General features: G+C 33.6%; 14 protein-coding genes and 1 riboswitch. All 14 genes read right to left on the reverse strand.

Annotated features, from left to right (window positions below; all coding sequences use genetic code 11):
* Window positions 1-3: 3 nt before the first annotated feature.
* A complete protein-coding gene (gene purD / locus X925_RS01075; RefSeq protein ID WP_121958893.1) occupies window positions 4-1,266 on the reverse strand; it encodes a phosphoribosylamine--glycine ligase in 1,263 nt (420 codons plus the stop codon).
* Window positions 1,267-1,335: 69 nt separating this feature from the next.
* Complete coding sequence (locus X925_RS01080; protein ID WP_121958894.1) at window positions 1,336-2,979, reverse strand: sensor domain-containing diguanylate cyclase; 1,644 nt, start codon at window positions 2,977-2,979, stop codon at window positions 1,336-1,338.
* A 63-nt stretch (window positions 2,980-3,042) separates the two neighbouring features.
* Entirely contained in the window at window positions 3,043-4,569 is a 1,527-nt protein-coding gene (gene purH, locus X925_RS01085) for a bifunctional phosphoribosylaminoimidazolecarboxamide formyltransferase/IMP cyclohydrolase (RefSeq protein WP_121958895.1), read from the reverse strand.
* A gap of 67 nt (window positions 4,570-4,636) precedes the next feature.
* Window positions 4,637-5,215 (reverse strand): phosphoribosylglycinamide formyltransferase, encoded by a 579-nt coding sequence (gene purN, locus X925_RS01090; protein WP_121958896.1) that lies wholly within the window; start codon window positions 5,213-5,215, stop codon window positions 4,637-4,639.
* A gap of 27 nt (window positions 5,216-5,242) precedes the next feature.
* Window positions 5,243-6,211 (reverse strand): phosphoribosylformylglycinamidine cyclo-ligase, encoded by a 969-nt coding sequence (gene purM / locus X925_RS01095; protein WP_121958897.1) that lies wholly within the window; start codon window positions 6,209-6,211, stop codon window positions 5,243-5,245.
* 238 nt (window positions 6,212-6,449) lie between these two features.
* The gene (purF, locus tag X925_RS01100; RefSeq protein ID WP_121958898.1) at window positions 6,450-7,814 is read right to left on the reverse strand and encodes an amidophosphoribosyltransferase; all 1,365 of its coding nucleotides are present in this window, start codon (window positions 7,812-7,814) and stop codon (window positions 6,450-6,452) included.
* Window positions 7,815-7,818: 4 nt separating this feature from the next.
* On the reverse strand, window positions 7,819-10,002 hold the full coding sequence (gene purL / locus X925_RS01105) for a phosphoribosylformylglycinamidine synthase subunit PurL (protein ID WP_012209742.1): 2,184 nt from the start codon (window positions 10,000-10,002) through the stop codon (window positions 7,819-7,821).
* Window positions 9,980-10,654 (reverse strand): phosphoribosylformylglycinamidine synthase subunit PurQ, encoded by a 675-nt coding sequence (gene purQ / locus X925_RS01110; protein ID WP_041534454.1) that lies wholly within the window; start codon window positions 10,652-10,654, stop codon window positions 9,980-9,982. The genes purL and purQ overlap by 23 nt, the downstream gene beginning before the upstream one ends.
* A 14-nt stretch (window positions 10,655-10,668) precedes the next feature.
* Window positions 10,669-10,941: a phosphoribosylformylglycinamidine synthase subunit PurS gene (purS, locus tag X925_RS01115; protein WP_012209740.1), complete on the reverse strand. Its 273-nt coding sequence runs from the start codon at window positions 10,939-10,941 to the stop codon at window positions 10,669-10,671.
* Entirely contained in the window at window positions 10,938-11,654 is a 717-nt protein-coding gene (purC, locus tag X925_RS01120) for a phosphoribosylaminoimidazolesuccinocarboxamide synthase (protein WP_121515449.1), read from the reverse strand. Before purC ends, purS begins: the two co-directional genes overlap by 4 nt.
* Window positions 11,644-12,063, reverse strand: coding sequence for an AIR carboxylase family protein (locus X925_RS01125; RefSeq protein ID WP_012209738.1), 420 nt, complete (start codon window positions 12,061-12,063; stop codon window positions 11,644-11,646). Before X925_RS01125 ends, purC begins: the two co-directional genes overlap by 11 nt.
* 81 nt (window positions 12,064-12,144) lie before the next feature.
* A riboswitch (purine riboswitch) is annotated at window positions 12,145-12,246 on the reverse strand.
* Between the two features lie 83 nt (window positions 12,247-12,329).
* On the reverse strand, window positions 12,330-12,782 hold the full coding sequence (locus X925_RS01130) for an arsenate reductase ArsC (RefSeq protein WP_012209737.1): 453 nt from the start codon (window positions 12,780-12,782) through the stop codon (window positions 12,330-12,332).
* Complete coding sequence (fliJ, locus tag X925_RS01135; RefSeq protein WP_012209736.1) at window positions 12,775-13,227, reverse strand: flagellar export protein FliJ; 453 nt, start codon at window positions 13,225-13,227, stop codon at window positions 12,775-12,777. The genes X925_RS01130 and fliJ overlap by 8 nt, the downstream gene beginning before the upstream one ends.
* Window positions 13,228-13,255: 28 nt before the next feature.
* Window positions 13,256-14,893 (reverse strand): sigma-54-dependent Fis family transcriptional regulator, encoded by a 1,638-nt coding sequence (locus X925_RS01140; protein WP_121958899.1) that lies wholly within the window; start codon window positions 14,891-14,893, stop codon window positions 13,256-13,258.
* Between the last annotated feature and the right edge of the window lies 1 nt (window position 14,894).

The following is a 14,894-nucleotide window of genomic DNA, read 5'->3' on the forward strand; positions in this document are numbered from 1 at the left end:
TCACTAGAGATCCTTTCTATAATACTTTGACTTAAAATGAATTTTTTCTGCTTCTTCGTAAACAATATTTCGTGCCTCTTCTAATGTATTTGCTTTATTTACTATCGATAATACCCTACCGCCGTTGGTAAGTAAATCTTCACCATCTTTTTTAACACCAGAATATAAGACTTTCGAAGTTATTTCAGGTTTAATTGTGATTCTTTCACCTTTTGCATAGGAAAAAGGGTAACCTTCGCTACTAAGCACAAGACAAAAAGAAAAGCCATCATAAAACTCAATATTGGTAGTGTTAACTCTCTCTTCTTCTATGTCGTTTATGATATCACTAAAATCAGATTTTAATAAATAAAGCATCGATTGGGCTTCTGGGTCTCCTAAACGCACATTGTATTCCAATACAAAAGGTTCATCCTTGACCCCGTTCAGGGTGTTTTCTTTTTTTATTATTAAACCTATGTACAAGAATCCCTTATATAATAAACCCTCTTCTTCTAAACCTTTGATAGTTGGGTTTATGATTTTTTGAAATATTATCTTTGTTAATTTTTCATCAACATCAGGATGAGGTGTAATCGCTCCCATCCCTCCAGTATTTGGGCCTTGATCTTTTTCTAGCAACTTCTTATGATCTTTCGAGACGTTAAAAAATTTGTAGTTTTGACCATCCATCAGCAAAAAAACAGAGGCTTCAAAGCCTTTTAAATATTCCTCAACAACAATTTTTCTACCAGCTTCACCGAATTTTTCTTCTTTCATAAGTTCATTAAGAGCTTGGGTAGAATCTTTATAAGAATTACATATAAAAACACCCTTACCTGCCGCTAAACCATCGGCTTTTATCACCAATGGATACGAAGCTTTTTTGGAATATTCAAGGGCATCTTTTAACTCAATAAATGTATTAAAAGATGCAGTTTGAACGTTGTGCCTTTTCATGAAACTCTTTGCGAATATTTTACTACTTTCTAATTGAGCGGCTTTATGGTTGGGACCGATTATTTTTAAATTTGACTCCTCAAACTTATCGACTATTCCATTAGCCAAATACTCTTCCGAACCAACTATCGTTATATCTATATTGTTATTTTTAACAAAATTCAAAATTTCTTTGATAGATTCTATTTTTAAACATTCACATTTATTTTCTCTTGATATACCATCATTACCAGGGGCCACAAACACTTTTTCTATATCTTTACTTTGAGATAACTTCCAAGCGATTGCGTGTTCTCTACCACCTTTGCCTACTACTAATACTTTCATTATTTTTTCCCTCCTGTTACAAAAAAAAAATAACCACCCTCGTCTTATGTCTACCAAAAGAAAGATCTACTAAACCGTCAAATTACCTTTACCTTGATTTTTTGATAGATACATTTTTCTGTCTGCAATTTCAACGATCTCTTTATAACTATTAATTACTTCATCACAAGTACTTAATCCCGCACTAAAACTGATCTTTGGTTGAAAAGCTTTTAGTGCGTCATAGAGCCTTTCTATAATCTTTATACCAATCTCTGTTGAAATACCAGTAAATAAAATTACAAATTCATCTCCACCATATCTATAAACCCTGTCTTTATTTCTAACAGTATTCAATATTAATTGAGAAAATTTAACAAGAACCTCATCACCAAATTTATGGCCATATTTGTCGTTTATATCCTTGAAATCATCCAAATCTATAAATACAGCACAAATCTTCTCTTTATCCTTTTCGTAATTTTCCAAATCAGAAAATAATTTAGAATGGTTAAAAAGTCCCGTTAAACTATCTCTTTCGGCTTGGTCTCTAATCTCCATGAATTTTTGTGAATGCTCCAATGCCAGGGAAACTAACTGAGCGAAACCGGATAAAATGTTCAACTCTTCTTTAGAAGGCCTTAAATTATTTTCTGGTGAATCTAGAGATATATACCCTATAATATTGTTTCTTTCATCTCTCAAAGCCAATAATAATATATCATTAGGATCCCATATATTCTGATTATCTTCTAAATAATCTATACTCACTTCATCTCTAGGTTGATAGGTATAAGCTTCACTTATTTTATTGGCGCGAGGAATAAAATAGGTGTCTTTATAATTATACTTTTCATCCATAAATTTAAGAACTTCAGATATAGGAACCTCTTGATTTTTTATCTCTTCATACATTTCTTCTTTAAGACCCCGATGTGTTATTCTTTCAACTTTATTACTCTGATAGTTAAACAAACTGATAAGAACATAACGATAACCCATATTTTTCTGTATTATTTCTGCTATTTGATCGAGAATTTTCTCTGAGGATACTTTCAAGGAAAGTTGCCTGATGACATTACTTAAATTAACAATCACATCGTTTAATCTTCGTATTCTTTGGGTTCTCAAAATCTCATAGCTTTTTTCGTTTCTAACTTTAATATTCAGATAAAAAAGCAATAGTATTAACAAACTCAAAGAAATTATCAGATACTTATAAGGAGAAAACTCAAACTGTAAATACAAATAAGAAAAAGGTAAAAGACTCAAAAAATAAAGATATTCATAAAAAAACACAGAAATGTTGAAATTTTTTCTATCTTCAACTATAATGCTGTTAATAATTTTTGAAATAGTCAAAAATAAAAATATAGAAAGAAGCGGATTAAATCTATAAGAAATCAAAGCGGCTAATGAATAGCTTGCGGAGAACACGAGTGTCCTGTATAACTTCCTACTTATTTCTCGATGTTTGGTCTTACTGAAAAGAATGACTAAAGAGGAAATTAAAATATATTGAGGCCCCAATATAAAAGCATATACAAAACCAACGGTGTTAGAAACTAACCTATTATGGTAATTCCAATAAATTCTTATATTATCAGAAATGGCGGTTAATGCTATTACCATCAAAGCATCTATAAGAGCAATATTTTCAAAATCCGCTCTTAAAAAATAAAAAGATAACATTGTAATTCCTAGTAAAATAAGAGATTTTATTTTTACATTCATTTTAATCACCCATTAATAGTATACCAAAAAATGGGTGTTTTGTATACTAAAAATTTAAACAAATTATATATGTTTGAAGTGCCTCATTCCCGAAAATACCATAGCTATTCCATATTTGTTACACGCCTGAATAGACTCATCATCTCTGATTGATCCTCCAGGTTGGATTATCGCTTTTATTCCATATTCTGCAGCCTTTTCTACCACATCGCTAAAAGGGAAAAAGGCATCTGAAGCTAAAACGTCCCCTCCTTTATCCTTACTTCTTTCTAGAGCTTGCGTAGCAGCCCAAATCCTGTTGGGTTGGCCAGCCCCTATGCCTGTGGTAGCCTTGTTTTTTGAAACCACTATTGCATTTGATTTTACGTGTTTTACCGCCTTCCATGCAAACAAAAGTTCTTCTTTGATTTCTTCTGATACTTTAGTTTCTGTTACAACCTCAAATTCGTTTATAACCCGTTTATCAACTTCTTGAACGAGAATCCCTCCATCAACTGATACATATTCATACGTATCAATAGGCTTAGAATTCATCTTCAAAATTCTTAAATTCTTTTTCTCTTTTAAAATATCTAAAGCCTCTTCATCGTACTCTGGAGCCATTATTATCTCAAGAAATATTTTCTTTAGCTCAAGTGCTGTTTCAACATCAATTTTCCTGTTAAAAGCAACTATTCCACCAAATATTGAAACAGGGTCGCATGAATAAGCCTTCTGGTATGCTTCTATAACACTATCTCCCAAAGCAATACCGCAAGGAGAACTGTGTTTTAAACAACAACATGCTGTATCTTCAAATTCATTCACCGCTTTCCATGCGGAATCGGCGTCTCTTAAATTGTTAAAGGATAACTCTTTCCCGTTTAATTGTTCAAATGAAGTCATAGCCCCAGAAGTTAAAGTATTTTTATAAAAAATGGCACTTTGATGAGGATTTTCACCATACCTCATTTCATAACTTTTTTCAAATGGAACCGTTAAAAATTCTTGAAAATCATCCTTATTTGTTAATTGAGCATTTAGATAATTACTTATACAACTATCATAAAAGGCGGTCAAATTAAAAGCTTTTGAAGCTAAGTACAATCTATAATTCTCATCTAACTCTTCTGGTGTCTTTAATTTAGTGGATATTTGTTCCAAATCAGATTCATCTACTACTACAATTACATCTTTGTAATTTTTCGCCGCAGATCTTATCATTGTTGGTCCGCCTATATCTATAAATTCAATCAACTCATTCATGTCAACATCGCGTTTGTTAGCTACTTCTACAAATGGATAAAGATTAACATAAACGAGATCTATTGGCTCTATTTTTAAATTTTCAAGAGTTTCCATATCTTGCTTATTCTCTCTTCTTGCAAGAATACCTCCATGTATAAAAGGATTCAAAGTTTTAACTCTTCCATTTAATATCTCAGGAAAATTGGTGATTTCTTCAACGGGGGTAACGTCGATGCCGTTCTCTTGAAGTTTCTTAGCGGTTCCACCCGTTGAAATAATTTCAATTCCAAGTTCTTGAAGAGTTTGCGCGAAATCGACTACTTTTTCTTTTTTGTAAGTACTTAACAATGCTCTTTTTATCACTCTAATGCCTCCCATGTCATTTTTATAAATTATCCTTTATAAACTTTATTCATCGCCCCATCAATCTTTAGCTATCTTCATCGGAATTGCTCAAGAGATTCTCAATTACTTGAGGATAATATTGATGTTCTAACTTATGAATTTCTTCCTGTAACTTTGCAAGGTCCCAATTTTTGTCTACTTTTAACTTTTTTTGTAATATGATTCTCCCACCATCAACTTCCTCTTCAACGTAATGAATCGTTATTCCTGTGTATTCTTCTTTCTTATTATATGCCCTTTCTATTGAACGTAAACCAGGGTATTTCGGCAAAAGAGAAGGATGAATGTTTATTATTTTATCGACATAATATCTAACTATATAGACTGGTAATATTCTCATATATCCTGCTAGTACCATTAGATCAAAATCTAGAGCTTTCAAACGATCAAAAAGATAATCATTGAACTCTTTTTTTGATTTGAAAGTACTATAATCTATTATTTCATAATCTATTCCCAATATTTTTGCTCTTTCTACTACCTGAGCTTCCTTGTTATCCGTTATCAATTTAATTATACTAATTTTTTCAGATTTCGAAAAATATTTACATATAGCTTCAAAATTTGTCCCGTTACCTGAGGCTAAAATTACTATCTTTTTCACAGTATATCGCTCCTAAAAACGTTTTTACTAAATGATCCTAACTTTTTGGTTTGAATCGTTTGCCCTCTTCACTTCTCCAATAATGAAAAAATCTTCCTTCAAAACAGATTCCAATATTTTTGTAACTTCAGAAAGATTGTCTTCAGAAACAACATAAATCATACCGATACCCATGTTGAAGGTTTTGAACATTTCTTCATCAGAGACACCTGACTGTTTAATACTTTCAAAGACAGAAGGAATCTCCCAATTAACCTTTATCTCTGCACAACAACCATCAGGGATTATTCTGGGCAAGTTATCGATTATTCCCCCGCCCGTTATGTGAGCAGCACCTTTTATATAATTAATCAACGTTAAAGTTTGTTTAACATATATTCTTGTAGGGTTTAAAAGTTCTTCTGTGAAGGTAATTTTTCTTTCATCCAGTAATTTTCTAACCAAAGAATAGCCATTTGAATGTATCCCAGAAGAAGAAAGACCGATAAGCTTATCACCTGGCTCTACCTTTGAATAGTCAAATATATTATCTTTTTCAACTATTCCAACGGCGAAACCAGCGATATCTTCACTCTTGTTTTTAAAAACACCAGGTAGTTCGGCTGTTTCTCCACCTAAAAGAACACACTCATATTCATCTAAAATATTTTTTAATTGCCGAATGAAAGTGACAAAATTATTCTTATTTAAGTGTGATGTAGAGAAATAATCTAAAAAAAATAAAGGCTTTGCACCCATGCAAACCAAATCGTTTAAATTCATAGCCACCAAATCTTGTGCAGCTATATCCCATCTTCCATACTTTTTTAACAATTGAAGCTTTGTACCTATTCCATCGGAAGTAGCTACTAAAAAAGGATTTTTATAATTAGATAGCTCATCTTTCAAAGGAAATATCCCTGCGTATGCACCTATATTGGAGCCAATAAACGATCTGATTTCTTTAATTGATTCGTTAGCTTTGTCTATATCTACACCTGAGTTTTTATAAAACATGGATTACCTCCCAAATTTTGGTTATAGTGTCTTCTATGATATTTGCTCCCCTTCGCCCCGCATCCCACCCTTTTTATGAAGGGACCTGCGCTCCCTTAAACTGGCTGGGGGAGGGCTCCGCCCTGTGACCCTTTTTAAAAGCAGATTTTTTTATTAATTGTTTGCATGGTTTTCATGTAAGCCTTGTTTAGTCTTTGTTAGCCCCCCTTCGCCCAGCTACCCAATAATTTAAAAAATTTTAATCTTTTATAAAACAGTGAAAGCAGTAATTTTTTCCCTTTTCACCTAAAGAAGTAAGTAAATTCGATAAAGTTATAAAATTAAGAGAATCTGCATTAAGAATTTTTCTAATTTCTTCGACCGTTTTAGTTGCGCAAATTAATTCTTCTTTCGTAGGAATATCAACCCCCCAATGACATGTATTAACAACCATTGGAGAGGCTATTCTTATATGAACTTGTTTGGCTCCATTCTCCCTTAGCATCTTCACTATATGTTTCATCGTTGTTCCTCTTACGATGGAATCATCAATTAAAATAACTTTTTTGTTGTCTATAACTTCTTTAATCGGTAAAAGTTTACGTCTGACTCCCAACTTTCTTTCTTGCAGATCTGGATCGATAAAAGTTCTTCCAACATACTTGTTTCTCATTAACCCCATTTCTAACGGAATACCAGATGCTTTTGAATATCCTAAGGCAGCAGAAAAGCCGCTATCCATTACCGGAACAACTATATCAGCATCCACAGGATTCTCTTTTGCACACAACTCTCCCAACTTTTCACGAATCAAGTGTACGTTATCACCAAATATATTTGAATCGGGTCTTGCGAAGTAAACGTGTTCAAAAAAGCAAAACTTATTAGGACTATTAGAAGATATTAAATGACTTTTAATCTTTCCATCCTTTATTTCAATTAATTCACCGGGCTTTATTTCTCTAATTTTAGCATTTCTAAGAGGAAAAAATTTGAAAGCACTATCTTCCGAAGCTATATAAATTCCATTTTCAGTTTCACAAATACTTAACGGTCTGTATCCGAAAGGATCTCTAAAAGCAATGATTTTATCTGTAAAAAGAAAAAGTAGTGAGTAAGAAGGAGATATATTTTCAGCAATTAACTTACCTATTTCTTCACTTTTCCAACTTGAAGGAGAGCCTTTTAGCTTCTTAACTAAAAGATGGGGAAAAAGTTCCGTATCTGTAGTTGTCATAAATATGGAGCCTTGCTCTTCGTATTTCTCTTTCATTTCAGGACCATTTTCAATTTGACCGTTGTGAGCTATGGAAAAAAATTCATTTTTATACTTTATAGTAAGCGGTTGAGCATTTGTGAAATTAGAGACCCCTTTCGTTGAATATCTTACGTGCCCGATCCCAAAATAACCGTTAATTTTTTTTGATACACCGCCCCCGAAAACTCTATTGACTACGCCTTTACCCTTATAAGTTGTAATTTTAGTACCATCTGACACCGAGATCCCGGCTGATTCTTGGCCTCTATGTTGAAGTGCCAAAAGACCTTCCACAATTCTGCCACTTACGTTGTACTTTTGACTCTTTGAATATGCGGCAAACAAACCACAATTTTCCATCAACATTCTATTATTCCTCCACACTTTTCGAGATACTATCAAAATAGATACTTTTCAATTCTTTTAAATCAAAATATGCACTGCAGATATCGATACCGTCATCACTGGATTTTATCTCTCCCAATTTTTTAACGTTGATATTAGATGATTTAGCAATATCTTCAAATATACGGGAATCTTTACTCCTAACAGACACGATGAACCTGCCCTGATTCTCTCCAAAAAGTTCTTCTATGGAAGCATCTAAAATACCTTTAAAACCACGATTACTCAATATACAGGACACCGCCAAAGCAGTGAGCAAACCGCCTTTTGAAACATCATGCACACTTTTTAAAATACCTTTATCTATTAGATCTAATATAAAGTTTTGCAAATATCTTTCATACATTGGATTTACAAAGTCTATCTCTCCACCTACAAACCCTTCAAGAACTTTTAAATAAAAACTACCACCTATCTTATCAACATTGATATCTGTTTTTCCAATTAAATATACTACATCACCACAATCTTTGAACTTTAGGTTAACTATTTTTTTTATATCTTTAATTTCCCCAATCATACCAATAACTGGGGTAGGGAAAATCGATGTTTCATGATACGAATTGTAAAAACTGACGTTACCACTAACCACTGGGGTAGAAAGTTCTTTTGAAGCTTCAATCAAGCCTTCAATACTTTTTTCAAATTGCCATGATACTTCGGGATCATCAGGATCACCAAAATTAAGGTTGTCTGTGATAGCTAAAGGCTTTGCACCAACAGAGATTAGATTTCTCGCAGCTTCGTATACAACGTTCTTTGTACCCTCAAATGGATCTAAATAGGTGTAAAGTTCGTTGCTGTCAATCGTAACAGCAATAGCCTTTTGAGTTTTTTTTAACCAAAGTACAGCACTATCGGCTTGTTCTGGTATAAATATTGTATTCGTTTCAACTTTATAATCGTACTGTTGATATATCCATTTTTTACTAGATATGTTGTGGTTTGACAGTAATATCTTTAATATTTTATCTATATCCTTTATCTTTGTCTTTGGGTATTTTTTTGCTTTGTTCAATATATAAGTAGAAGGAATGGTGTTGTTCCTATAATATTCAGGGGCGTTAACTAATATATCTATTGGAAGATCAGCAAGAACCTTGCCTTCGCTATTTTCTTTCACAACGTAATGAGGGGTAGAAATTGTTTTTCCTATAACTGCAAAATCGATCAAGTACTTATTACAGATGGCTTCTACTTTTTTCTCTGTACCAGGATTAACCAAAAAAAGCATCCTCTCTTGAGACTCAGAAAGCATTATTTCCCAAGGTTCTATATCTTCTTGCCTTTTGGGTATATTATCTAAATAAAGTTCACAACCAACTCCACCCTTATAAGCCATTTCAGAAGTAGAGCTAAGAACACCGGCAGCACCCATATCTTGACAAGCTCTTACCCCTTTTATTTTCAATATCTCAAGTGTCGCTTCGATTAGATTCTTTTCGGTAAAGGGATCTCCAACTTGAACAGAGGGCCTGTCATCTTTTCCACTCAATTTTTTTGATGCAAAAGAGGCTCCATGGATTCCATCACGTCCGGTTTTAGATCCTACATATACAAGAAGTTTATCAGGTCCATCAGCGTGGGAAGATGCCAAATGATTTTTGTTAGCAACCCCGACACACATCACGTTTATCAAAGGGTTTGTTGAATATATTTCATTGAATGAAGTCTCTCCACCAACCGTAGGGACACCGATGGAATTTCCATAATCGCTTATACCTGAAACAACCCCTTCGAAAATGTTCTTCACCTTTGGATCAAAAACATTTCCAAATTTCAACGAATCTAAAAGTGCTATGGGCCTTGCTCCCATAGCTAATATATCTCTAACTATCCCACCGATACCAGTAGCGGCTCCTTGATAAGGTTCTACTGCAGAAGGATGGTTGTGACTTTCAACCTTAAAAACAACGGCCTTTCCTCCAATCTGAACGTATCCTGCATTTTCGCTTTCATAAGATTCATTAATTTTTTTTAGGTAATGTTTAGAATGTTTGTAACCACAATGTTCAGACCATTGAGCAGAAAAAAGATAGGTTTCAAATTCGTTGGGTATTCTCCCCAACTTTTCTTCGATGAGATCAAATTCTTCTCTTGAAATACCTAATTCCAATGCTATCTCTTTAATTGTTAATTGATTCTGCACTAGACAAATACCTCCTGATAGATTGAAAAATGTAATTACCATCCTCATTACCTAATACACTATGACAAGCTCTTTCCGGATGAGGCATTAAACCAAAGACATTGTATTCTTCATTTATTATGCCTGCTACATCGTCAAATGAACCGTTGGGATTCTCTTTATACTTTAATACAATATTTTTAGGATCAAGCTTATTATCGTTGATATATCGGCCTTCCTTGTGGGCAATAGGTAAAGTTAAAATCTTTTTTTGAACATCATTGATAAACGGTGTATCATAATTTACAACTTCAACTTCAACATCTTTACATATGAATCTATGAGAGGTGTTAACGGTTAATGCCCCGGGTAATATCCCTGCTTCTGTTAGTATCTGAAAACCATTACAAACCCCTAAAACCAATCCTCTTTTGTTCAATATATACTTCTCTACCGAGCTCATTACGGGAGAAAACCTTGCCAACGCCCCAACCCTTAAATAATCTCCATAGGAAAACCCTCCTGGAATAAAAACCAAATCGAAATCCAGTAATTGATTGAAATCATGCCATATATATTTTGTATCAAAACCGTTAATCGTTAAAGCAAAATTTGCATCCCTATCGCAGTTTGAACCTGGAAAAACTATAATTCCAGCCGTTAACGAATTCACATTCTTCACACTCTTCACTTCCTATTCAAATCGACGATTTCAAAATCCTCTAAAACTGGATTGGTTAAAATTTTATAAGCTATTTCTCTGACTTTATCTTTGGCTGCTTCGTAGCTATCTTCTTTTACTTCTAATTCTATACTTTTTCCAAATCTTACACTTTCAACGTTGTAATTTAGCCTTCTTAAAACCTTGAAAGTAGTAGCTCCCTGTGGGTCTAAAATTCCTTCCCTTAACTTTACTTTTACTTCAAATCGGAAGGTTTTCTGCTCCTCTTTAATCATCATATATCTAACCTCCCAAGTAATACTTCGTAGGCGTTGATAAGATCCCCTTTATTTTCCCTATACACATCTTTGTCAAGAGATTCCATAGTATTTGCGTCCCAAAAACGGCACGTATCAGGAGAGATCTCATCGATCAACGTAACTTTGTTATCGTTTTTACTGATTCCGAACTCTAATTTAAAATCCACCAAAATAATTCCTTTAGATTTTAAATAATCACTTAAAATATTGTTGACTTTTTTAGAAATAGAAGCGATTTCATCCAATACGTTTTCTGTGGTAATTTTCAAAAGAAGGATAGCATCTTTTGAGATCATGGGATCCCCTAACTCGTCATTTTTCAAAGAAAATTCGACTAAGGGGTAATCAAATATCAAGCCTTTTTTCACACCATATCTCTTACAAAAACTACCGGCAGTGTAATTTCTAATTATAACCTCAAGAGGAATTAAATCTGTCCATTTTGCAACGAAAGAGTTTTCATCGTAATCGTTGATGTAATGGGTATTTATACCTTGATTATTCAGCATTTCAAAAAAGAACTTGGAAATCTCTTTGTTGATTTTTCCTTTGTTAAGGATTTGATCTTTTTTTAATCCGTTGAATGCTGTCACATCATCTTTGAATTCTATCAACAATTTCTTCTCATCGAACTTGTATACTTTTTTGGCTTTCCCTTCGTATAAAAGCTCAAAATTTTTCTTATCTTCCATCTTTTTCACCTTCTGTCAACCTTTTTGCAAAGTATGCTGCATTTTTCATACCACTACTTCCAATGCCCATGGTTGCAACAGGAACCCCACTAGGCATCTGTACCATAGAAAGTAATGCATCTATTCCATTTAAAGGACCTACATCTCTGGGGACACCAACAACGGGGAGATTAGTTAATGAAGCGATTACACCAGGTAAGGCAGCAGAAAGGCCGGCAACAGCTATTATGACACAATATTCGTTACTTGGAAGTTCTTCGATAAATTTTGTTAGCTCTTTCAAATTTCTGTGAGCACTAAACACCTTATAGTCGTAACTTATCTTCCATTCTTCAAAGAGGTCAATGGCAGTTTTTACAAAAATCTCATCTGATTGACTTCCAGATATCAAAAGGACTTTCTTACTCAAAGTTATCTCTCCTTTTTTAAAATGTTGAAATAAAAAATCCTACCTCTCATACAGTAGAGAGGTAGGATGTTGATATACAATATCTCAGACCCCTCTTACTGTAGTCAAACAGTTTACGGCTGTTTGGTAGAAACTGCCGAACCTTATTATCGGCATTATACAGAAAGAGGTTTTTTCTTTATTAATTTTTTTATGAATTTATTATAGCAAACAAACTTTAGCTGAAGGTTAATTCTTTGAAAAATAAAGTATATGCAAAAAGGTTTTTACACTCGAAAATTATCTTTTATATTAGAGTATTTATCAGTATTCTCCACGAAATCAATTACCTTTTTTTCTATTTGATCCCTTACCTTTCGAAATACTTCTAATTGTTCTTCTTCAGAACCTTTGGCAGCGGCTGGATCGTCAAAGGGCCAATATAATCTTATACTAACGCCCGGAAAAAAAGGACATTCTTTTTCTGCTTTTGAACAGACGGTTATTAAAAAACCAAATCTATCGTTCAAGTATATATCCAAACTTTTTGAGTATTGCTCGGACATAGATATTCCTTTTTCTTCCATGACTTTTATGGTCAAAGGATGAATTTCACTTGCTTCTAAACCTGCACTGTAAGCCTCAAATTTATCATTTCCGTATTTTTTCAAAAATGCCTGAGCCATCTGACTTCTTGCAGAATTTCTCGAACACAAAAACAAAACTTTGATCTTATTCATAATTCTCCTCCCTTGGTTGATGGTTTAATCTAGCAATTTCATCTAGTTCTTTTATATTCGCCCTCTTTTCCTGAATTTTAAATTCGTCAAATCTTTTATCTTTAAGTTTTTGAAGGATATCTTTTTCGTTCTTGGCCTTTAAATAATTTTGTCGGGCAATTTCTTCTTCTTGCAGTTTTTCATGTAATACTAAATGTAGTTGTGATAATTGCTCATTTAAATGATTTTTATACTCTATCATGTTTGATAATTTAGTAATCGATATGGTATCTTTTACTTCTTTTGTAAATTCATCTGAAAAGGTATCAATCTTATTGCTAATCTGTTTGATTTCGTCTTCAACTAATTGCCTTTGTTTACTTTTTTTACCCAATTCCATTCTTGCATTATCTTCTAAAATTTTTTTTAGGTCTTTCAATCGCTCTAGACGAAATTCAAACTTCAATGTTCATCCCCCTATTCATTTTAAATCTTTACTTGATCCCATACCTATCTAGCTTATAATAAAGATTTCTCACAGTTAACCCTAGTTTACGTGCAACTTCTGTTTTATTACCGTGACTTGCTTCAAGGATTTCCAGAATTATCTTTTTTTCGAAATCTTCTGTCATTTCCTTAAGCGTTCCTGTGACTTCTTCAACCTTTTCTATCAAATCGGGAATGTGCGTGGAAGTAACTATGGAATCGCTGTTGTCCATTGCCAACATAGCCCGGTCAATAACGTTTTCCAACTCTCTTATGTTCCCAGGCCACGAATAATTCATCAATTTCTTCAAGGCATCTTCAGTAAATCCATAAACTATTCTTCCATACTTTCTATTTAGATTATGTAATAGTTGCTGAGCAAGTTCAGGAATGTCTTCCTTTCTTTCTCTTAACGGTGGAACTTCTATATTTACTACTGAAATTTTGTATAAAAGCTCTTTAGAAAATTTACCCAAACCAGAAAGAATCTTTAAATCTTCAGTAGTTGCAAAAATGAACCTAACATCAGGAATAAAATCGTAATAATTGGTATCAAAAACATTGTCTTTAAGGAAAGCTAAAAGTTTTCTTTGCATTTCTATATCCATGAGATCAATATTTTCCAAAAAAAGGGTCCCTTCATTCGCTTGTGCCAGATAACTATTCTCCCCAAAAAGGTATTCTTCTTGTCTTTCTCTTGGGATCAAAGAAAAGTTTAATTTGAGATACGGTCCCTCTTTCCTCGCACTTGCGTTGTGAATAGCTTGTGCTAGTACCTCTTTCCCTACTCCAAATTCGCCTATTAATAAAAGGTTGACGTCTACTGAGGCTACTTTACTTGCTTGGGCAACAACATCTTTCATAATTTCAGATTTAACGACTAAATCATCAAAGGTATGTGTGGCACTTTCTTTTTTCAACATCCTTTTTGTAGCTTCTAATTCGTTTATCAATCTTTGAATTTCGGAAATGTCATGAATAACGGCGACGCTTCCCTTAAACTCATTTTTAACAAAAAGTGGGGTGACGCTTGCTACTACTTCTTTTTTGTTCGTAGCCAATCTTTTTTTTACATTGTATATAGGTTTTTTCTCTCTTGCACATTGAATATGTAAACTTTCACCTTCTGCTAAATCTATAGTGGCAGGTTTACCAATGACCTCCCTTGGTGTTAGCCCTGTGATTCTTGTATAAGCTCTGTTGACCATGGTAACACGACCTTCTTGATCAGCTACGGAAATAGCATCGGAAGTAGAATCAATTATGGAACTTAAGAGCGCCTCCATTTCTCTTAGATTAGTAATCTCTTCGGCTAACTTTTGTAATGTGGTGATATCTCTGAAGACAGCGGCAACTGCGATAGTTTCATTATTATCATTTTTTATAGGGATGCGGGAAGTTAAAATAACCTTATCCCCTAAACTTTGTAATTTGTCGTATTCTGGTTCCCCGGTTCTTAAAACAATATGCAATCTTGTGTTTGGAACATTTTCAACTACATTTTGCCTTATTATTTTTTCTTTATCAACCCCTAAAATCTTACAGGCGGAGTCGTTTATGTAAAAAATCTTTTCCCTTTCATCTACGATCATCACTCCATCTTGTAACTGATCAAGAACGTACTTTATCAATTCTATTTCTATCATA

Origin of the sequence: Petrotoga sp. 9T1HF07.CasAA.8.2, assembly GCF_002895585.1 — a bacterium.
GTDB classification, from domain to species: Bacteria; Thermotogota; Thermotogae; order Petrotogales; family Petrotogaceae; genus Petrotoga; species Petrotoga mobilis.

What these genes read in the sequence shown, in the direction of transcription:
- purD (WP_121958893.1), bottom strand. Translation starts at nt 1,266, where the DNA reads ATGAAAGTATTAGTAGTAGGCAAAGGTGGTAGAGAACACGCAATCGCT.
- X925_RS01080 (WP_121958894.1), bottom strand. Translation starts at nt 2,979, where the DNA reads ATGAATGTAAAAATAAAATCTCTTATTTTACTAGGAATTACAATGTTA.
- purM (WP_121958897.1), bottom strand. Translation starts at nt 6,211, where the DNA reads ATGTTTTATAAAAACTCAGGTGTAGATATAGACAAAGCTAACGAATCA.
- purF (WP_121958898.1), bottom strand. Translation starts at nt 7,814, where the DNA reads ATGTTGATGGAAAATTGTGGTTTGTTTGCCGCATATTCAAAGAGTCAA.
- purS (WP_012209740.1), bottom strand. Translation starts at nt 10,941, where the DNA reads ATGATGATTAAAGAGGAGCAGAAAACCTTCCGATTTGAAGTAAAAGTA.
- purC (WP_121515449.1), bottom strand. Translation starts at nt 11,654, where the DNA reads ATGGAAGATAAGAAAAATTTTGAGCTTTTATACGAAGGGAAAGCCAAA.
- X925_RS01130 (WP_012209737.1), bottom strand. Translation starts at nt 12,782, where the DNA reads ATGAATAAGATCAAAGTTTTGTTTTTGTGTTCGAGAAATTCTGCAAGA.
- X925_RS01140 (WP_121958899.1), bottom strand. Translation starts at nt 14,893, where the DNA reads ATGATAGAAATAGAATTGATAAAGTACGTTCTTGATCAGTTACAAGAT.